The 19029-nt window shown below is 69.8% G+C and carries 15 protein-coding genes and 1 pseudogene; 6 read left to right on the top strand and 10 right to left on the bottom strand.

Translation table 11 applies throughout. From position 1 onward, the window contains the following. The first annotated feature begins 313 nt into the window (after positions 1 to 313). The gene (locus ACFWUQ_RS09615) at positions 314 to 1060 is read left to right on the top strand and encodes a helix-turn-helix domain-containing protein (protein ID WP_384535205.1); all 747 of its coding nucleotides are present in this window, start codon (positions 314 to 316) and stop codon (positions 1058 to 1060) included. Positions 1061 to 1069: 9 nt separating this feature from the next. Here the strand turns inward: ACFWUQ_RS09615 and ACFWUQ_RS09610 are convergent, their stop codons facing one another. The 4 genes from ACFWUQ_RS09610 to ACFWUQ_RS09595 all read right to left on the bottom strand — a co-directional run bounded on the left by ACFWUQ_RS09610 (position 1070) and on the right by ACFWUQ_RS09595 (position 6147). After that, the gene (locus ACFWUQ_RS09610; RefSeq protein ID WP_384535202.1) at positions 1070 to 1858 is read right to left on the bottom strand and encodes a M48 family metallopeptidase; all 789 of its coding nucleotides are present in this window, start codon (positions 1856 to 1858) and stop codon (positions 1070 to 1072) included. A 5-nt stretch (positions 1859 to 1863) separates the two neighbouring features. Continuing rightward, on the bottom strand, positions 1864 to 5400 hold the full coding sequence (locus ACFWUQ_RS09605; RefSeq protein WP_384535199.1) for a type I restriction endonuclease subunit R: 3537 nt from the start codon (positions 5398 to 5400) through the stop codon (positions 1864 to 1866). Between the two features lie 160 nt (positions 5401 to 5560). Further along, positions 5561 to 5905, bottom strand: coding sequence for a hypothetical protein (locus ACFWUQ_RS09600; RefSeq protein WP_384535196.1), 345 nt, complete (start codon positions 5903 to 5905; stop codon positions 5561 to 5563). Continuing rightward, positions 5902 to 6147, bottom strand: a complete 246-nt coding sequence (locus ACFWUQ_RS09595; protein WP_384535194.1) for a hypothetical protein — start codon at positions 6145 to 6147, stop codon at positions 5902 to 5904. The genes ACFWUQ_RS09600 and ACFWUQ_RS09595 overlap by 4 nt, the downstream gene beginning before the upstream one ends. 219 nt (positions 6148 to 6366) lie before the next feature. On the opposite strand from ACFWUQ_RS09595, the pseudogene ACFWUQ_RS09590 reads away from it, so the two are divergent. Further along, a pseudogene (locus ACFWUQ_RS09590) lies at positions 6367 to 7160 on the top strand (Scr1 family TA system antitoxin-like transcriptional regulator). Continuing rightward, a complete protein-coding gene (locus ACFWUQ_RS09585) occupies positions 7153 to 7374 on the top strand; it encodes a DUF397 domain-containing protein (RefSeq protein ID WP_384535190.1) in 222 nt (73 codons plus the stop codon). The pseudogene ACFWUQ_RS09590 and the gene ACFWUQ_RS09585 overlap by 8 nt, the downstream one beginning before the upstream one ends. A gap of 279 nt (positions 7375 to 7653) precedes the next feature. On the opposite strand, the gene ACFWUQ_RS09580 is transcribed toward ACFWUQ_RS09585, so the two are convergent. The 4 genes from ACFWUQ_RS09580 to ACFWUQ_RS09565 all read right to left on the bottom strand — a co-directional run bounded on the left by ACFWUQ_RS09580 (position 7654) and on the right by ACFWUQ_RS09565 (position 13518). Next, the gene (locus tag ACFWUQ_RS09580; RefSeq protein ID WP_384535189.1) at positions 7654 to 8892 is read right to left on the bottom strand and encodes a restriction endonuclease subunit S; all 1239 of its coding nucleotides are present in this window, start codon (positions 8890 to 8892) and stop codon (positions 7654 to 7656) included. Beyond that, positions 8885 to 11482, bottom strand: coding sequence for an N-6 DNA methylase (locus tag ACFWUQ_RS09575; protein ID WP_384535187.1), 2598 nt, complete (start codon positions 11480 to 11482; stop codon positions 8885 to 8887). Before ACFWUQ_RS09575 ends, ACFWUQ_RS09580 begins: the two co-directional genes overlap by 8 nt. A gap of 96 nt (positions 11483 to 11578) precedes the next feature. After that, entirely contained in the window at positions 11579 to 12253 is a 675-nt protein-coding gene (locus ACFWUQ_RS09570; protein ID WP_384535184.1) for an RloB family protein, read from the bottom strand. Further along, entirely contained in the window at positions 12253 to 13518 is a 1266-nt protein-coding gene (locus tag ACFWUQ_RS09565; RefSeq protein ID WP_384535183.1) for an ATP/GTP-binding protein, read from the bottom strand. Before ACFWUQ_RS09565 ends, ACFWUQ_RS09570 begins: the two co-directional genes overlap by 1 nt. A 222-nt stretch (positions 13519 to 13740) precedes the next feature. Here ACFWUQ_RS09565 and ACFWUQ_RS09560 point away from each other — a divergent pair, with 222 nt between their 5' ends. Together ACFWUQ_RS09560 and ACFWUQ_RS09555 are read left to right on the top strand one after the other, a co-directional pair. Beyond that, the gene (locus ACFWUQ_RS09560) at positions 13741 to 14898 is read left to right on the top strand and encodes an acyl-CoA dehydrogenase family protein (protein WP_384535181.1); all 1158 of its coding nucleotides are present in this window, start codon (positions 13741 to 13743) and stop codon (positions 14896 to 14898) included. Positions 14899 to 14927: 29 nt separating this feature from the next. Next, the gene (locus ACFWUQ_RS09555; RefSeq protein WP_384535179.1) at positions 14928 to 15806 is read left to right on the top strand and encodes an acyl-CoA thioesterase; all 879 of its coding nucleotides are present in this window, start codon (positions 14928 to 14930) and stop codon (positions 15804 to 15806) included. A gap of 49 nt (positions 15807 to 15855) precedes the next feature. On the opposite strand, the gene ACFWUQ_RS09550 is transcribed toward ACFWUQ_RS09555, so the two are convergent. After that, positions 15856 to 16659, bottom strand: a complete 804-nt coding sequence (locus tag ACFWUQ_RS09550; RefSeq protein WP_384535176.1) for a phosphatase — start codon at positions 16657 to 16659, stop codon at positions 15856 to 15858. Between the two features lie 64 nt (positions 16660 to 16723). Then, positions 16724 to 17302 (bottom strand): TetR/AcrR family transcriptional regulator, encoded by a 579-nt coding sequence (locus ACFWUQ_RS09545; protein WP_384535174.1) that lies wholly within the window; start codon positions 17300 to 17302, stop codon positions 16724 to 16726. A gap of 90 nt (positions 17303 to 17392) precedes the next feature. Between ACFWUQ_RS09545 and ACFWUQ_RS09540 the strand changes: the two genes are divergently transcribed. Further along, entirely contained in the window at positions 17393 to 19009 is a 1617-nt protein-coding gene (locus tag ACFWUQ_RS09540) for a carboxyl transferase domain-containing protein (protein ID WP_384535171.1), read from the top strand. Positions 19010 to 19029: the final 20 nt, after the last annotated feature.

Here is a 19029-nt window from a genome sequence, read left to right as displayed (position 1 = left end):
CGGCTCGCCGGCGCCGTGTCCCCGGAGAACCGGCCCCGCTCCGGAGGCGACCGCCGCGACGGCCCGCGCCGCAGTCGAGCCCGCCCGCCCGGCAGGTGCCCCGACCCCACCCGCACCCGCGGCAGGCTCCGCGACCGGTCCCGCCCGCCCGGCAGGCACCACGACCGGCCCGGCCCGCCCGGCAGGCCCCGCTCCGGAGGCGACCGCCGCGACGGCCGGCGCCACGACCGAACCCGCCCGCCCGGCAGGTACCGCGACCCGACCCGCACCCGCGGCAGGTGCCGCGACCGGGCCCGCAGCCGGCTCCGCGCAGGTGGCGGACGCCCCGGATCCGGCCGGCGCCGCGCCCGGGGCCGGCGGGGTGCGGGCCCTCGGGGTGGCCACCTACGGCCGGGCGGCCGGGGACCACACCATCGCCTCCGTGGCGGCCGTGCTGCTGACCCTGCTCACGGCGTCCCGGCCACCCGCCGGGGACACGGCCGCCGCGCTCACCGGGCTCCTCCTCGACGGGGACCCGGCCGGGGCCCTGGCCGCCGGGCCCTGGTACGTCGTCCACGCCCGCGGCGCCGGCGACCCGCGCGCCCTGGCGGCGGCGCTGGGCACCGTACTGGTGGACCCGCGCGCGGACCCCGTACGCCTGCTCACCGACCGGGACCCCGCCCCCCGCCCCGGGTGGCGGCTGGGGGTGAGCGGCCCGGCGGCGCCGGACGGCCTGGCCGCCGCCGGGCTCCAGGCCGCCCGGGCGCTCGACCGGGCCCTTGCCGCCCGCACCCCGCTGGTCCGGCACTCCCCCGGCGGCCTGGCGGCCCTGCTGGACCCCGCCGAGGCGCTGGCCCACGCCGAGGCGCTGCTCGCGCCGCTGGGCCCGGCGCTGCGGGAGACGCTGCGGGCCTGGCTGGCGCACCACGGCGGGTGGGACCGTACGGCCGCCGCCCTCGGGGTGCACCGCAACACCGTCCGCCAGCGCATCGCCCGCTGCGCCGAACTGCTGGCCGCCGACCTCGACGACCCGGACACCCGCATGGAACTGTGGTTCGCGCTGCGCACGGTTTCGGAGTAGTCGAGTGGGCTAAACGATCTCGCCCATCCACATGCGCCGCCCGAGTTCGTCGAGCTCAGCCCTGCGCTCTTCGTACTCTGGCAGGGCCTGCCCCAGTAGCCGCCAGAAGTCCGCTTGATGCCCGGGCACCCGAACATGGGCGAGCTCGTGAGCGACCACGTAGTCCACGAGATGCATGGGGAGCTGGAAGAGCGGCCATCCGAGGCTCATCCGGCCGGGCCCGTGTTCGCTCTGGCCGGGGCGGTACCGCCCCCAGCGGCTGCCGAGGTCGCAGACATCCAGTTGGGGCTCGGCGACCGCCATCCGCGCAGCCCACGGCTGGAGCCGCCCCGCTGTCCAATTGCGCCCGGCCCGGCAGTACCAGTCGACCAGCGCGGCCCGCCCCCTGTCCGGGTCCCCGGCCTGTTCCCGGCTGATGACCAGGCGTCCGGCGATCAGCCGGACCCTGCCGGACTCGGGCTCGTCCTCGACGATCGCCAGCCGATATGTCCGCCCCAGGTAGCGGAAGACCTCGCCGTCCGCCAAACGCTTGGCCGGATTCAGCGGACGGGTGCGCTCGCGCACCGCGACCTTGGTCACCACCCAGGACCGGTGGGCGCGGACGAAGTCCTCCGCGTCGGCCACCGGACGTCCCTGGGGAGCGTGCAGGGTCAGTCCGGCATCCGACTCCACGGTCAGCGCGAACCGCTTGCGGCGCCCGCTCACCCGCACGCGGAGCGCCAGCCCGTCGACCGTGAGCAGGTTCCCCTCGGCAAGGGCCGGAGGAATGCGGTCATCGGCGGGAGCGGTCACGGTCACTCAGCCTATTCTCCCCGGTACCTGGCCAGAAACTGTCGCTTGTTGTCGGCCGCGTACGCCGCGAGTCCTTGTGCGATGCCGTTCAGTGGAGCCCAGTCCGTGACGGCCGGCCGCAGACCACCCTGGAGCAGCTGGGCGTGAATGACCTTCGCCAGGGCGCTGAGGTCCTGGTGCTGTCCCTGGTAGGACACCTTGCCCATGGTCCGCGCCGCCGTGTCGCACACCGCACCGACCAGAGGCCGGGTGTCCACTACCTGTCGGACGACTCCCGGGTTGGCCTCCAGCAGTTGGTCCAGTAGCCGGAACACCTTCTGCTCCACCGGGCTGAGCCCCGCGAGCGCCGGGTCCTCCTCGTCTTCCTGCCGGGCTTGCTCGAACAGCGGGCCGAACTCCTTGATTTGGTCCTCGAAGCGTCCGGGCAGGTCCCGCAGGATCTCCTCCAGCCGCTCGGAGAGCCGGGTGTACTTCTCCGGGTCCTCCCGCTTGATCCGCTCCTCCAGGTGGAAGCGGAGCGCGTGCCCCATCTCCGCTGCGGCCTCGCGCGGCGGCATGGCGCGCACTGCGTCGTCGAAGACGGGTGAGGCGAGCGAGACGGGCGCGATGACCTGCTCGATCTCCGGGCCCTCCAGATGGTCGGCGATCATCGCGCGGACCTTGCGGCCGTAGCGGCGCAGCGTGAACGTCCCACCCGGCGCGTCGCGGTAGAGCCTGCGGACGCGCTTCTGGAGCATCCCCCAGCGGCGGGCGTCGGCCACATGGGCCAGGCCGTCCTCGTGCGGCAGTACGCGTTCCAGGACGCGGAGGAACTCGTGCAGCACCTCGTCGTACCCGAACCGCACCGACTCGGGTTCGAAGACCTGCGCGGCGGATCCCAGGGTGGCGGGATCGGCGAGGTCCGCATCCGTGATCCCGTGCGCACGCAGGTAGGCGCGTACCTTCTCGGCGGCCGGCGCGAGCCCTCCGATCTCCTTCGACAGGCTCAGCATGGTGTCGTCGACATCGGCTTGCTGGTACTCGGCCAGCGCTCCCGTCAGGTGCTCGAAGACGCCGTAGTAGTCGACGACGTAGCCGATCTCCTTGCCCCGCATCGGCCGGTTGACACGGGCGACAGCCTGAAGCAGCTCGGCGTCGCGGATCGGCCGGTCCAGGTAGAGCGCCTGTTCGCGCGGGGCGTCGAAACCGGTGAGCAGCATGGACTTGACGATGAGGAAGGCCACGGGGCTGTCCGGGTGCACCGGATCGGGCACAGGTGCCGGCTGCCCCTGCCGCGGCCCGGTGGCCTCCTGGGACCAGGGGTGGTCACCGGCGGCGCCTGCCGCCGCCACGTCCTGCGCCGCCGGGTGGAAGGGCGTGGTGGTGACCCAGTCCGGCTCGGCCGGCAGATGCGGGAACGCCTGGTGGAAGCGCGCGATGTACGCCTTCTGCCGCACCTTGTCCGTCCAGTGCAGCCATTCGCGGCGCTTGCGTTCCTCGCCCGGGGAGATCACCGGCACGAAGTCGATCCGACGCAGCAGGGAACGGTACTGATGGGCCTGGTAGAGGTAGCGCTCCCGCCGGGGCAGCTCCTCCAGCGGGGTCCCGGTCACCGACTCCGGGTCGAACGCGGCCAGTTCGATCATGAGCGCGTCGCGGGCCTCGCGCAGCGCGCGGTGGTAGGCGACGGCCGCCTTCCGGCTGACGGCCGCGACCTGGGCCTTGAAACCGCCGCCCGGCAGCACCCAGGTAACCCAGTGCTCCAGCATGTCCTCGGCCTTGGCCCTGATCATCGGCAGGGACTCAGCCACATCGCGCTCGGTGGGCCAGCGCCGCAGGAGCGCCTTGCGCTCCTCGTCGGTACGGCCCTGGATCAGGTCCGCGAAGTTGCGGTCAAGGCCCTCCTTGTCGAAGACCTTGCCCTCACCGGTGCGCCCTTCGTAGCGGATGCGTACGACCACGCCGTCGTGCTCGGCCTCCCCCATCCGGTACGTGTCGAGGAACCCGCCGAAGATGCGGCGGGTGTCCTCGGTCCGGCCGGTCATGATCGGCGTACCCGTGAAACCGATCTTCGCGGCGTTGGGGATGGCCTTGCGCAGGGCGGCGTGCAGCACGCTGGTGTGCGAGCGGTGGGCTTCGTCGACCAGGACGAGGATGTCGGAGGAGGTGTTGCACTCCGGGAAATCCGGCTCGGCCGGATACGCGGCGGCCCGGTGCTCCTTCCGCTCCCGTTCGGCGGCCTCGTACTCGCCCGCCAGGTTCCGGTCGTCCCCGTCCCCGTCGCCTCCGTCGGCGGCGAACGCGCCCCCGGTCCCGTACTTCTGGATCATCGCGAAGACGACCCGCCGACCGCCGTCGCGCAGCAGTCCTTCCATCTGGGTGCGGGTCTCGGCCGTCTCGACGTCGGACTCGCTCAGCTTCAGGGTCCGGGAGAGCTGGTCCTGCAACTGCGTGCGGTCGGTGACCACGACGACGGTGAACTCGCTGAGCCGGTGGTGCAGATGGATCCGGCGGACGAGGAAGGTCATGGTCAGGCTCTTGCCGGAGCCCTGGGTGTGCCAGATGACCCCGCCGCGCTCGTCGACGGCCGCGAGTGCGCCACGGGTCCGGCCGGTGAGCAGCTTGCGTACGGCCTTCTCCCCCGCCCGGTACTGCTGGTGCCGGGCGGCGGCCTTGACCGTGCGCGTCCCGCCGGCCTCCGTCTCGACGGGGAGCGGGATGACGTAGTGGCGTACGAAAGTCAGGAGAGCGGCGGGCCGCAGGACGACGCCGACGAGCTTGTGCCGCTCGTTGAGTCTGCCGACCTCGTCCGGCAGCTCGGATCTGAGCGTCGCTTCCTTCTCCGGCTTGATGCTGCGCCAGGGGTGGAAGTGGTCGGGCGTGGAGGTGACCGTCCCGAGATACGCGGTCTCGCCGGTCGCGGCGACCAGCAACTGCACGGTGCGGAAGAGCTCCGGGACACCGGCGGGCACGGGGAGGTCGGTGCCGTCGCGTTCGTCGTCGACGGGGTCGCCCGCGTAGTGCCGCAGGTCGAGTACGGCGCTGTGGATCGGGTCGGCGGCATCGGGGCTCTTGCACTCGACGGCGACGAGCGGGATGCCGTTCACGAAGAGCACGATGTCGAGTATCGACACCTCCCCGGAGCGGCTGCGGACGCGGAGCTGGTCGACGACGGTGAACCGGTTGAGCCCGCCGCGCTCCTCGTGCCACTCGATGTACTGGACGGTGGCGGAGGCCCCGCCGTGCGCGGCGGACGGGCCGTTCAGGACGTGACCGCTGAGCAGCAAGTCGGTGGCGGCGAAGTTGGCGTGCGCGACGCCCTTCCCGAGGGGGACGGCCGCCAGCTCCGCGATGCTGCGCCGGACATCGCTCGCATCCATCCAGGGCTCGCCGTCGGAGGCCCGGCGGTTGATACGGCCCAGGGCTTCGCCCAGCCGGTCGACGAGCAGCGGTGTATCGGCATCGAGCGTGCCGATCTCCTTGCCCTGGACGTGCGTCCAGCCCATCGCCTCAAGCTGCGCGACGATCGGCCGCTCCACCTCGTCCCGCTCGACCTGCTGCGCCGCCATGCCCCCGCACCTTCCGCCCCGCCGCACCGCTGTGCCTGCTCAGGTGATCCATTCTGCGTCCTGAGGGGGTTGGAGGGGAGGGTTCCGGCCGCGCGGGGCAGGGCGAAGCCCGGTGACGTACCGGACAAGTGGGGTACGTCACCGGGTCGGGCGGGGTGGTTCAGGCCCCCGGCGAGGGCTCGCCCCTCTCACCAGCGCCGTCAGGGAGGGGTGCGACGGGTACGGGGATGCGGGCGCCCCGACTCAGCGCGACCCGGTGGACATCGCGCAGCGACTCGGCCATACGGGCCGCGAGGTAGCGGAGCTGAGGGGTGGTGACCTTGCTGTCCGCGAGCATGTCGGCGGCGTGGTCGAGCAGTTCGGCGGCCATGCCGAGCTGGACGCTCTCGATGTTGTCGGCGACCCGGGATAGGTATCCCGTGCCGTCACTGATGAGGGAACAGGGCTTGTCGTCCGTGCCGGTCCACGGCAACAGCCGTGCCTCGCCCACCGTCTCGCTGATCACGCGGTCACCACCCTGCCGTGAATGAGACGTGGCCCGATGTCGATGCCGTGCACGGCCAGCCACAGCGCGCGCCGACGGGCCCGCTGGCGCCGGACCTCCGTGCGCTGTTCGCGCGTCTGGCTGAACGGGTGGTACGGGCGGACGCGCGGGCCGGCGGCTGCGGGCGGCGGGGCGGGGATGCCCGGGGCGGGCCACAGGAACCGCAGCAGCGGCTCAAGGATGCGGGCGATACAGTGCGACACGTCGTCAACTCCGTTGAGGCTGATGGCCACACCCCCGGGCCGTTCACGCGGTCGCGGGGGGTCCTCCATGTCCGGCGGAATCCGGCCGGGCCCGTCGCTACGGCATCAGCCGACGCACGGACATCGCTGTGTAGCGATCCACTCACAGAGTGAGATGGCGCGGGCTAGGCGCGCCAGGGGGTAGAGCGTGACGAATGCTTTGTCACACGGGAGTTGACCATGAGCAACATCTATGGGGACTGGCTGAAGGAACAACGCGTGGCGGCCGGCCTGACCCAACAGGAACTGGCCAACGCGGCGGTCATGACCCGTTCGCACATCTCACAATCGAGGCGGGCCGCCGCATCCCGTCCAAGGAGGACGCCCGGCGGCTGGACAGGGCTCTGAACACGGGGAATGTGCTGAGCAGCTTCCTGCCGAGTGAGGACGCCGCCGTCGCCGATTACTTCGAGGCCGCCCTGCAGCTCGAACAGCAGGCGACCATGATCCGGGAGTTCGCGCTGTCGTTCATCCCTGGCATCCTGCAGACGGAAAGGTACGCGCGTGCGGTTCTGCGCACGTCATTCCCTCCGGTGGGTGAAGCGGAGTGTGACAGGCTCGTTGTCACACGGCTTGGGCGGGCGAAGGTGCTCGACGATCCGGTACAGCCAGTAGTTTGGGCGCTGCTGGACGAGGCGGTGCTACGTCGCAGAGTGGGCGGTGCCCCCGTTATGGCAGAGCAGATCATGCACGTCGTCCGCCTGGTGGAGGCGGGGCGCGTGCGCGCCTACCTACTACCTTTCGGCCTCGGAGTTCATCCGCTCATGCAGGGCATGCTCACCCTGTTGCGGTTCGAGGACCAGCCTCCCGTTGCCTACTCCGAAGGCATCCAGGTGGGCAAGGTGCACGACTCCCCGGCCATGGTCGAGCGACTCCAAGGCGCCTACGATCTTGCGCTAGGCGACGCAATGCCGCTGAAGGAGTCACTGGCCCTCATGAGGGCGACTGCAAAGGACTACGGACACCGTGACTGAGCACACCATCCCTGACGCCTCCTCACTGACTGGTTGGCGCAAGTCGACCTACAGCGGCAATGAGGGTGGCAGCTGTGTCGAGGTACTGGACGGCTACCCGTCGGGCGTCCCGGTCCGCGATTCCAAAACCCCGCACGGCCCAGCAGTCGTCTTCACTGCGGCCACATGGTCAATGTTCATCACGGCCACCAAGGTCGGGAAATTTTCCGCTTAATCCGCCCACATTCCCCTGCAGCCAACGCCAGCCCGCAATGGCGCCATCACCCTCGTGGCCATGATCTGCACAACTCGCAGAAATATCAGTCCAGAGTCTACCAGTCACTAAAATCAGCCGACGCGAATAGCAAGAGCTTTCGCCGCGCGAGTGCAAGCCCACCTGCCAACTTCATTCAATACTCACCCCGGCACCAGGGCGGGCATTCCACCCTGGACCCATGAGCCGGCAAGGCACTTCGAATGGCGCTCACCCTTCCCTCCTCAACCTTGCAAGAAATCAGAGCATACGAGACCCTCGGGTAAGGAGATACTCCTGAAGCCCCTGCCAAATTTTCTGCAATTTGACTAGGCCTTCCAGCTCCTCGGCAATTAGGTCGTCACATGATTCGATCTCGTCAGCAATCTTTTTCTGTTCAGTCAACGCCGGCCACGGCAACGTGAGCTTCTCAATAGCCTCCTGGCTAATATTCTGCATCGATAGACTACTCCCGGAAGAATTATTTCCGATCTGAGCGCGAACGCCAGGCGTCGACAGGCAGATATTTACGTACCGCGCATCCGCAAGCCTGGGGTTTACGACGAGACGCAAGGTCTTGTCCGACAGAAGCAATCGGGCCTTCGATTCAGTGGCGACGCAGGATGACCCTACAAGCTCCGGGGTATTAGCCCTGGAGATGAGCAGGTCCCCCGCGTGAACTTCGTACCGAGGATCAACCATATCCAAAGGGATCGCCTTATTCTCTTGCGGTCGGAACCCTGAGGTGTGCACAGCACTGACTTTGAGAACGCCCCACTCCCCTGCTACCGCTTGCACCTCAGCTAGATCTGGGCTACGCCCGGCTTCGATCCGGAGAAGGCGACTTCCGAGCAATCCGCCATCCTCCTGACATTGCGGCGCGCCGCTCACCTGCCTGAGCACCGACAGCACCATGCCCGCCCTGACGCTACGCAGCTTCGCGATCGAAATCTCAACGGAGCGTTCCAGTTCAGACACTGAATCTAGCGACGAGATGATTCGCCTTTGTTCATCCAGCGACGGCACCGGAATCGCGGTTCGCGCCAGCTCCATTCGAGAAAGCTCTACCTGATTGGTGGAACCTGCAAAACAGTGCGATTCAAGATGGGCTTGCCCCCAGGGAGAGCGCAGCAGGAGATCAATCCACCGCGGTTCTACCAGCTCGGGTCGAGCGCGAAGAATAGTCACATGTGAATCAACAACAAAGATACCTTCGGCATCGAAGATGCAGCTTCGCCCAATTGTCCCCATACCGGTCGAGTTGAGCAGCACGTCTCCCGATTCGGCGACGAGCGACTTCCCCAATAGAGAAGAATCGTGCGGCCTCGCCGCTTCAGCCTTGAACCCCCCTCTTTGGACACACCGCTGCCCAATCGCGTGAACAGTACTGCTATCCACGTACGTTGGAGAAATACCACGCCGCAGTAGCTTAGTTACGTCAGCGAGTGAAATTTCCGGCCAGTTGCCGCCATGAGGGATACCGATGGAAGACTCACGCATAGCCAAGCTCCTCCAGGAAGCGGTCCAGCGTTGCCGCCGCCTGCTCTCGCCTAACTCTGATATCCCGCAGCGACAGGGCGTACTTGGATTGCCACGCCACACACCCCTCCACGAAGTCCAGCCGCCGAGCATCAACGTGGTCATTGCACTTACCAGCCAGGTCGTCCCGTAGCAGCTCCAGCACCACCCGGTGCTCCGCCTCCCCGTCCAGCGCCTGCCGCGCCGCGAAGAGGCCCGGCGGGTCCTCGCCCAGCTTGGGCGGGTCGCTCGGCCAGGGGAACCAGAAGTCCGCCTCAAGGCGCTTGATCAGGGCAGCCGCCTTCGTGCGGTCCCTCTTCACCTGGGCCAGCTCCGCCAACTGCTCCACGCTCAGAGCGACTTCCTCATGCGTGAGGGCGTCGCCGTCCGCCTCGTCCACGCCTTCGCCGTCCTCCGACGTCTCCGGCCCGGCGTTGAGTTCCTTCCAGCGCGAATCCAGCTCCGCCTTCCGGGCGTCCGCCTCCGCCAGCTTCTCCAGGAAGTCCGGGGCGATCGCGGCGACCACCTTGTGGGCGTACGCCTGGCGCCGCTCAGCGGCCGTGCGCTTGCGCAGCTTCCGGGTCTTCGGGTCCTGTTCCGGAGCGAGCAGTGTGTCGACGTTCTCCACCCAGCCGTCCAGGACGCCCGCGAACCCGTTCTCCGACAGGGCGAGCAGGTCGTACTTGGCCTCGTACCACCAGCCGGCCACCGCGCCCGCGAGCGCGTACTGGTCCAGCAGACCGACCGCACCCAGCCGCTCGACGAACGACTCCATCAGCGAGCCGCGCACCGCCATCAGCGCGACCTTGCGTTCCGAGGGCGTCAGGTCGGCCAGGCGCTCCGGGGTCGCCGCCACCGCCTCCAGGTGGCGGGCCTCCTCCTCCCACCACTTGCCGAAGGCGATCCGCAGCGCATCCTCGCGCGGGCGCGCCAGTTCCGCCAGCCGGGCCGCGTCCGGGCGCTGCCCCTCCGGCAGGAAGTCCACGTACTCCGGATCCACCGGGTCGCGCTCGGCGAACAGGTCGGTCAGCTTCACCCCGTACGCGTCGAGGAGTTCCTTCTTCGCCTCGATCTCCGCGCGCGGCACCCCGCCCACGAGGTGCGCACGTACGTCCTGCGGCTCGGGCGGCGGCGTGTTGTCCACGTAGCGTCGGATGTTGAGGTTGTCGTCGTTCTCCCGCAGCTCCTCCCGGCTCACGGCCCGCGAGAAGCCCGGAACCTCGGCGTACGCGTGGAAGGTGGAAGTGATCTTCTCCGCATGCTCGGGCAGCAGGACGTTCTGTGCCGACTCCTTGCGGTACTCGCGGTCCGCGTTGATGAACAGCACCTTGCCCGCCCGCGCCGGGTCCTTCTTACCCGGCGGGCGCAGCAGCAGGATGCACGCCGGGATGCCGGTTCCGTAGAAGAGGTTCGGAGCCAGCCCGATGACCGCCTCGATCGCGTCCTCGTCCAACAGCTTCGTGCGGATCTCCTGCTCGCCGCCCCCGCGGAACAGCACGCCGTGCGGCATGACCGTGATGACCATGCCGCCGCGCCCCTCCCGCTTGGTCTCCCAGAGCATGTGCTGGAGGAACATCAGATCGGCCTTGCCGCGCTCGCTGGTCACGCCGTACGTCGTGCGCTGCGCGCCGTACTGGAGATCTGCGAGGGCGTAGTCCATGGAGAACGGCGGGTTGCTCAGCACGCCGTCAAAGCGGTCCGCGTCCGTCTTCGGTACGTGCGCCGGCTCGGCGAGGGTGTCGCCGGTGCGCAGGTCGAAGCGGCGGACGCCGTGCAGGACCATGTTCATCGTGGACATGATCCAGGAGCCGCTGTTGGCGTCCTGGCCCGCGAAGTACATGTCCGAGGTGTCGCCGCCGTGCTCCTCCACGTACTCCTTCGCGTGGATGAGCATGCCGCCCGAGCCGACGCAGGGGTCGTAGATGCGCATGCCCTGCTTGGGGCCGAGCAGCTCGACCATCATGCGGACCACCGCGCGCGGGGTGTAGAACTCACCGCCCTTGCGGCCCGCCGAGTCCGCGAACTCCTTGATCAGGTACTCGTACGCGGCACCGATCAGGTCCGGGAACTCGAAGTCGTCGGTCCGCAGCCTGACGCGCCCGAAGTGCGCGATCAGCAGCTTCAGCCGCTGATCGGCGAGCTTGGCCGCGCCGGCCGTCGTGCCCGAGCCGCCGATGCGGTTGAAGTCGAGGTGGTCGAAGAGGCCCTTCAGCTTGTCGTTCTGGCCCTCCAGAGCCTGGAGGGCCGGGCGCAGGCGGTCCTCGTTGATGTTGTGGGTGGCCGAGGAGATCCACTTCCAACGGGCGTTCCTCGGCACGAACAACACATCGCGGTCGCCGTAGGCGGACTCCTGCTCCAGGAAGCTCTCCAGCACCTCACCGTCGAGGCCCAGCTCCTTGGCCGCGTACTCCCTGATGTGGTCCCGGGCGGCCTCGAACTCGTCGTTCGCCCGCTTCAGGAAGAGCAGGCCGAAGATGTAGTCCTTGTACTCGGAGGCGTCCATCGTGCCGCGGAGGATGTCCGCGGCGGCGAACAGATGCCGCTCCAACTGCGCGAGCGTGAGCTTGGCCACGAATACGACTCCCTACGACCCCGGTGTGTGACGTAGGAACCCTACGGCGGCGGCGGGGTCAGGCGAAAACCGTTCCCCGAACCGGGGCCGGTCCCGTCAGTACGAGGTTATGCCGAGCCCGTCCTCGACGAAGGCGAAGACGTCGGTGTACGGATCGCGCTTGACCAGCGGCACATGATCGCCGTGCGCGGCGTTCATCTTCAGGGCGCGCTTCTTGGCCTCCGCGAAGCTGCCCCGTGCGATCTGCTCCGGCAGTACGTTCTTGATGTTCGCCGCGTCCTTGGCGAACGGCAGCCGGTCCGTCACCTGGCCGCAGACCCCGCCGAAGGTGCCGGTCACCGGCTTGTGGTGGAGCAGCCGCCACACCTCGAAGCAGGGGTGCGAGAAGGCGACCCGGACATCCCCGTCCCGGGCCTGCTTCAGCGCCACCTCGATGGACTCGTGCTCGTCGCGGTCGAACAGGCACCAGACCTGGGGCCAGAACTCTTTCTTCAGGCCGCTGCGCTTAGCGTCGCGGGCTTCGTCACGCATGAGCCGCACCGCCGCCTCGACCAGTTTGATCGGCTTGCGCTGGGATCCTGGTGCGCTGGAGTTCGCGATCCGTACCTCGACCGCCAGGGACGGGTCGGCGTAGGCACCCTTGTCGCGGACGATCCGGATGTAGTCGGGCTCGGTGACCTTGCCCTCGGTGAAGACGTGCACGACCCGGCGACGCCGCCCGCGATCCTGCTTCGCCGCCCCCAGCGAGTCCTTCCCCCTCGTACGCGCCATCAGCTCAGCTCCGCCCCGTGCCCACGATCCCGTTCACGTTCTTGTCCTGTGGCGGCCAGTCGCCGGGCGATCTGGCCCTCCATGAGGTCGGGGACCGCGCCGAAGGCCCCGGCCAGGTAGGACTTCATCAGGTCCTCGCCCTCCCCCGGAGAGGCGGCGCTCAGGGGGTACAGATCGGTGGCCCCGTCCTTGTCCTTCTCCGTCAGCCACACCTGGCCCGGCTCCAGCAGGCGCCCGCCGCTCGGGGTGGTGAGCACCGAGGGGTCGTGAGAGGTGAAGACGAGCTGTGCGCGCTTCGGGTTGGCGTCCGGGTCGTGGAAGAGCCGGACGACCTCGGCGGCGAAGCGCGGGTGCAGGCTGGCGTCCAGCTCGTCGACCAGCAGTACGGCGCCCTCGTCGAGCGCCAGCAGCAGGGGGCCGAGCAGGGCGTACCACGAGCGGGTGCCGAGGGACTCCTGGTCCCAGTCGAAGGCGACCTCACCGGCGGCCGAGCGGTGGGTGAGCTTCACCGCGACCCCGTCCTTGCCCTCGGGGACGACTTCCGCGCCGGTGATACCCAGGTCCGCGACCCGCAAGAGTTCCTTGATCCGGCGGGCGCGGCCACCGGAGAGCTCCCGGGTGGTGAATCCCGCCCGCTCCGCCCGCTCGTCCTCCGGATTGATCAGCCACAGATTGCGGCGGAACCAGTGGAAGAGCGGTGAGAGCTGCGGGTGGTTGTCCGTGCCGGCGGTGGACAGCAGCAGGGCGTTCGGGCGGGTGCGCCGTGCCAGGTGGAGGCGGTCCTTGACCCGGGCGCCCGGCCATTCGTAGACCTCGGTCCGCGAGGCGTCACGGTCCAGCCAGACCTGGCGATGGCCACGGGGGTAGCTGTGCAGCCATTCGGCCTCGACCCGGGTCGCCCCGAGCTCGAAGCCGTACGTCCAGCGCACGCCGTCGATCACGAGGTCGGCCTCGAAGAAGCTCGGCTCGCCCTCTTCCTTGGCGTCCAGCGCGAAGGAACGGCGCGGGATGGTGTCGTACGAAGCCCAGCGCGCGTACGAATTGAGGACGGCTGTGCGCATGTCCGTCATGGCGGCCAGCACATTCGACTTGCCGGAAGCGTTGGCCCCGAAAATGCCGATGAGCGGCAGAACCCCCAACGATCCGCTGCCGGCGAGCTCCAGCGGGCGGGCGGCCTCGCTCGGCTCGCCGTCGGGTACTACGAAGGACAGTTCCTGCTCATCACGCAGGGACCGTACGTTCGCGGTGCGGAACCTCAGCAGCATGCTGCCCCCTCTCCGCGGTCAGGGTAATGGCACGGGGTGACATCGGCGCGCCCTGGGTGGCATCGGAGCGTGCTGCGTCTCACTCTGGACACTGGCAACAACTCGCCGGTAACTTAATCTGAGCAAGCGCTTAGGCGCCCGCCATTTATTGAGGAACCACTACGGCGCGCGACCACCTCCGCGAGAGCGGCGGCGGTTTAGCCGCAAAGAGGGGAGCCGGCCGTGCGCCGTACCGTTTTCAACGAGGACCACGAGGCATTCCGGGACACCATCCGCGCCTTCATCGAGGCCGAGGTCGTCCCCGTCTACGACGAGTGGTTCGCCGCCGGTCAGGCGCCGCGCGACTTCTACTACAAGCTCGGCGACCTGGGTGTCTTCGGCATCAACGTGCCGGAGGAGTTCGGCGGCGCCGGTCTGGACACGCACAAGTTCGAGGCCGTGCTGTACGAGGAGACCTCCCGCGCGGGCGTGAACTTCGGCGGCTCCGGCGTCCACGTGCTGCTCGCCCTCCCCTACATCAAGATGCTCTCCACCGACGAGCAGAAGAAGCGCTACCTGCCGAAGTTCGTCACCGGCGAGGAGATGTGGGCGCTGGCGATGACCGAGCCGGGCACCGGCTCCGACGTCGCGGGCATGAAGACCACCGCCAAGCTCTCCGAGGACGGCACCCACTACGTCCTCAACGGCTCCAAGACCTTCATCACCGGCGGCGTGCACGCCGACCGCGTGATCGTCTGCGCGCGCACCTCCGCCCCGCGCGAGGACGACCGCCGCTTCGGCATCTCCCTGTTCGCCGTGGACACCAAGTCCGCCGGCTACTCCATCGGCCGCAAGCTCGACAAGCTGGGCCTGCGCACCTCCGACACCGCCGAGCTGGCGTTCGTCGACGTCAAGGTCCCGGTCGAGGACCTGATGGGCGAGGAGAACAAGGGCTTCTACTACCTCGGCGCCAACCTGCCCTCCGAGCGCTGGGGCATCGCCTTCGGCGCGTACGCGCAGGCCAAGGCCGCCATCCGGTTCGCCCAGCAGTACGTCACCGAGCGCACCGTCTTCGGCAAGCCGGTCGCCCACTTCCAGAACACCAAGTTCGAACTGGCCGCCTGCCAGGCCGAGGTGGACGCCGCCGAGGCCGTCGCCGACCGCGCCCTGGAGGCCCTGGACGCCGGCGAGCTGACCGCCGCGGAGGCCGCGTCCGCGAAGCTGTTCTGCACCGAGGTCGCGCACCGCGTCATCGACAAGTGCCTCCAGCTGCACGGCGGGTACGGCTACATGAACGAGTACCCGATCGCCCGCCTGTACGCCGACAACCGCGTGAACCGCATCTACGGCGGCACCAGCGAGGTCATGAAGTCCATCATCGCCAAGTCCATGGGCCTGTAGAGGAAGTCGGGGCACCTACCCCTCCCCCCATGAACGAGGCACTGACGACGCTCCTCGATCTGCTCGACCTGGAGCAGATCGAGGAGAACATCTTCCGCGGTACCAGCCGCTCGGCGCTGGTACCGCGCGTCTTCGGCGGCCAGGTCGCGGCCCAGGCCCTGACCGCGGCCGGGCGGACCGTCCCCGCCGACCGCACGGCGCACTCCCTGCACTCGTACTTCCTGCGGGCCGGCGACCCGGGCGCCCCCATCGTGTACTCGGTGGACCGGATCCGCGACGGGCGCTCCTTCACCACGCGCCGGGTCGTGGCCGTCCAGCACGGCCAGCCGATCTTCCACCTCTCCGCGTCGTTCCAGACGTACGAGGAGGGCCTGGACCACCAGAGCGCCATGCCCTCGGCCCCGGACCCGGAGACCCTTCCCACCGCGGCCGAGTCCCTGCCCGCGTACCGGGGGATCTTCCGTGACCCGGGCACGGTGGAGCGGCTCATCGAGGCGCGCGGCGCGGTGGACCTGCGGTACGCGACGACGCCGCCCTGGGGCAGCGTCGGCGAGCCGGTGGAGCCGCGCACGCAGGTGTGGTTCCGAACCGCCGGCAAGCTGGAGAGCGACGACGCCCTGCTGCACACCTGCCTGGCCACGTACGTCTCGGACATGACCCTGCTCGACTCGGTGCTGCTCGCGCACGGCCGGGGCGGATGGGCGGTCGGCGACGTGGTGGGCGCCTCGCTGGACCACGCGATGTGGTTCCACCGGCCGTTCCGCGCGGACGAGTGGCTGCTGTACGACCAGGAGTCCCCCTCGGCCTCCGCCGGGCGCGGTCTGGGCCAGGCCCGCATCTGGACCCAGGACGGCCGCCTCGCCGTGACCGTCATCCAGGAGGGTGTCGTCCGCGTCCCCCGCGCGTGATCCGCCGCTCCCGGCGGGAGCCGGGGGCGGATCCGGGGAGGCCGGCGCCCTACGCGTCCAGGAGGCCGGCGGCGGCGAGCAGATAGGCCACGAGCGGGTCGTAGAACCGCGGGTCCCGGACGTGGTCGTCCAGCGGGACCGCGACCTGCAGGGTGCCCTCCGCCTCGCCGAGGAACAGCGCCGGGTCGTTGCAGTCCGCGTAGCCCACCGCGTCCAGCCCCCGCTGGGCCGCGCAGCCCGCCCAGCCGTGGTCGGCGACGACCAGGTCCGGGCGGGGGCGGTCCGCCGCCGCGAGGCCGTCCAGGATCGCGGCCATCGGCTCCGGGGAGTGCGTGTGCCACAGCGTCGCGCCGCGCTCCAGCACCGCGACGTCCGCGAACTGCCACACCGAGCCCTCGTCGGCCGTCAGCCCGTTCGGGATGACCACGATCTCGCAGCCCGCCGCGCGCAGGGCCTCGGCCGTCGCCCGGTGCACGTCGAGCAGGCCGCCCGGGTGGCCGGTGGCCAGCAGTACGCTCTGCCGGTCCAGGGCGGCCTTCCGCAGTCGGGCGGCCATCCGGTCCAGGCCGGACACGGTCAGCTCGGGGTCGATGGTGTCCTGGCCGAAGCGGTGCGTCGGGTCGTCGACCACGCCGCAGCGCTCCGCCATCACCGCGAGCACGTCCTGCTCGTCGGTCCAGCGGTCGCCCAGCTCCAGGCCCAGCCAGTAGTGCCGGTCGCCGTTGGCGAGCTTCCTGTAGTGGGAGAGGTTGTTCTCGCGCGGCGTGGCGACCTGCCCCGCGATGCGCGTGCGGACCAGGTGGTCGACGAGTTCGGCGCGGCTGGGTACGGGCGTCTCTATCGGCTTCGGCATACGGCCATTCTGCCGTCGCCGGGCCGGAGGCGTCCCGTCCGTCCCGGTCGGCGGACGCCGCGGGTCACCGCGACAGGGCCCCGAAGGAGCCGTGCGCGAGCCGCCGGAGCAGCGATTCGGTCGCCTCCCGGCCGAGTGCGGCCAGATGGGGGGTGGAGTTCAGGAGGCCGAAGACCGCGTGCACGGATACCCGCACCTGCGCCTCGCCCACCTCCGGATGCAGCTCCCGTACGACCGCCACCCACAGCTCCACGTACTGGCGCTGGAGCTGGCGCACGAGCTTGCGGTCGGCCTCGCGGAGGCGGTCGAGCTCCCGGTCGTGGAGGGTGATCAGCGCCCGGTCGTCGAGGGCGAAGTCGATGTGCCCGTCGATGAGGGAGGACAGGACCAGCGCCGGGTCTCCCGCCGCCTCCTCCACCCGGCGCCGGCCGCCGGTCAGCAGCCGTTCGCTGATGCCGACCAGGAGCTCGGCCAGCATGGCGTCCTTGCCCGCGAAGTGCCGGTAGAGGCCGGGGCCGCTGATGCCCACCGCGGCCCCTATCTCGTCCACGCCCACGCCGTGGAACCCACGCGCGGCGAAGAGACGAGCGGCCTCGTTGAGGATCTGCTCGCGACGGGTGGGGGCGGCCGCTCTGGTGCTCATGGGAAACCATTCTAGACAGGGCCGTTAGCGCTCGTTAACCTAGGCGACACATGCGTTAACGCTCATTAACCGAGCAAGGGAGCTCGACCGATGCAGCAGGCACCAGTGCTGACGAGCGCCGCGGACCCGGCGTCCGAGGCCTGGCGGACCAACGAGGCCGCCCACCGCGAGCTCGCCGAAGGGCTGCGGGCCCGGCTCGACGCGGCCCGGCTCGGCGGCGGGGAGAAGGCCCGCGCCCGCCACACCGCGCGCGGGAAGCTCCTTCCGCGCGAGCGCGTGGACACCCTCCTCGACCCCGGGTCCCCCTTCCTCGAACTGGCCCCGCTGGCCGCCGAGGGAATGTACGGAGGCGCCGCGCCCGCCGCCGGGGTGATCGCGGGCATCGGCCGGGTCAGCGGCCGCGAGTGCGTGATCGTCGCGAACGACGCCACCGTCAAGGGCGGCACGTACTACCCGATGACCGTCAAGAAGCACCTGCGCGCCCAGGAGGTGGCACTGGAGAATCGTCTCCCCTGCCTCTACCTGGTCGACTCCGGCGGCGCCTTCCTGCCCATGCAGGACGAGGTCTTCCCGGACCGCGACCACTTCGGCCGCATCTTCTACAACCAGGCGCGCATGTCGGGCGCGGGCATCCCGCAGATCGCCGCCGTCCTCGGCTCGTGCACGGCGGGCGGCGCGTACGTGCCCGCCATGAGCGACGAGGCCGTCATCGTGCGCGGCCAGGGCACGATCTTCCTCGGCGGGCCCCCGCTGGTGAAGGCCGCGACCGGTGAGGTGGTGACGGCCGAGGAGCTCGGCGGCGGCGAGGTGCACTCGCGGACCTCCGGCGTGACCGACCACCTGGCGCAGGACGACGCGCACGCGCTGCGGATCGTACGGAACATCGTGGCGACCCTGCCGCGGCGGGCGGCCCCGCCCTGGGCCGTGGAGGCCCCGGCGGCGCCCGCGGTGGACCCGAGCGGCCTGTACGGCGCGGTCCCGGTCGACTCCAGGACCCCGTACGACGCCCGCGAGATCATCGCGCGGATCGTGGACGGGTCCCGCTTCCAGGAGTTCAAGGCGGAGTTCGGGCAGACCCTGGTCACCGGCTTCGCCCGGATCCACGGGCACCCGGTCGGGATCGTCGCCAACAACGGCATCCTCTTCTCCGAATCCGCCCAGAAGGGCGCCCACTTCATCGAGCTGTGCGACCAGCGCGGCATCCCCCTGCTGTTCCTCCAGAACATCTCGGGCTTCATGGTCGGCCGCGACTACGAGGCCGGCGGCATCGCCAAGCACGGCGCCAAGATGGTGACGGCGGTGGCCTGCACCCGGGTCCCCAAGCTGACGGTGGTGGTCGGAGGCTCGTACGGCGCGGGCAACTACTCGATGTGCGGGCGCGCCTACTCGCCCCGCTTCCTGTGGATGTGGCCGAACGCCAAGATCTCCGTGATGGGCGGTGAGCAGGCCGCCTCGGTACTGGCGACCGTCAAGCGGGACCAGATCGAGGGCGCGGGCCAGGAGTGGCCGGCCGAGGACGAGGAGGCCTTCAAGGCCCCCGTCCGCGCGCAGTACGAGGAGCAGGGCAGCGCGTACTACGCCACCGCCCGGCTGTGGGACGACGGGGTCATCGACCCGATGGAGACCCGGCAGGTGCTGGGACTGGCCCTGACCGCGTGCGCGAACGCCCCGCTGGGCGACTCGGGCTTCGGCATCTTCCGCATGTGACGTGTGACGTGAGGACCTCA

The organism is Streptomyces sp. NPDC058662 (genome assembly GCF_042716255.1).
Taxonomy (GTDB): Bacteria; Actinomycetota; Actinomycetes; order Streptomycetales; family Streptomycetaceae; genus Streptomyces.
Note: the sequence above shows the minus strand (reverse complement) of the source record. Positions and strands in the feature narration are given on the sequence as shown.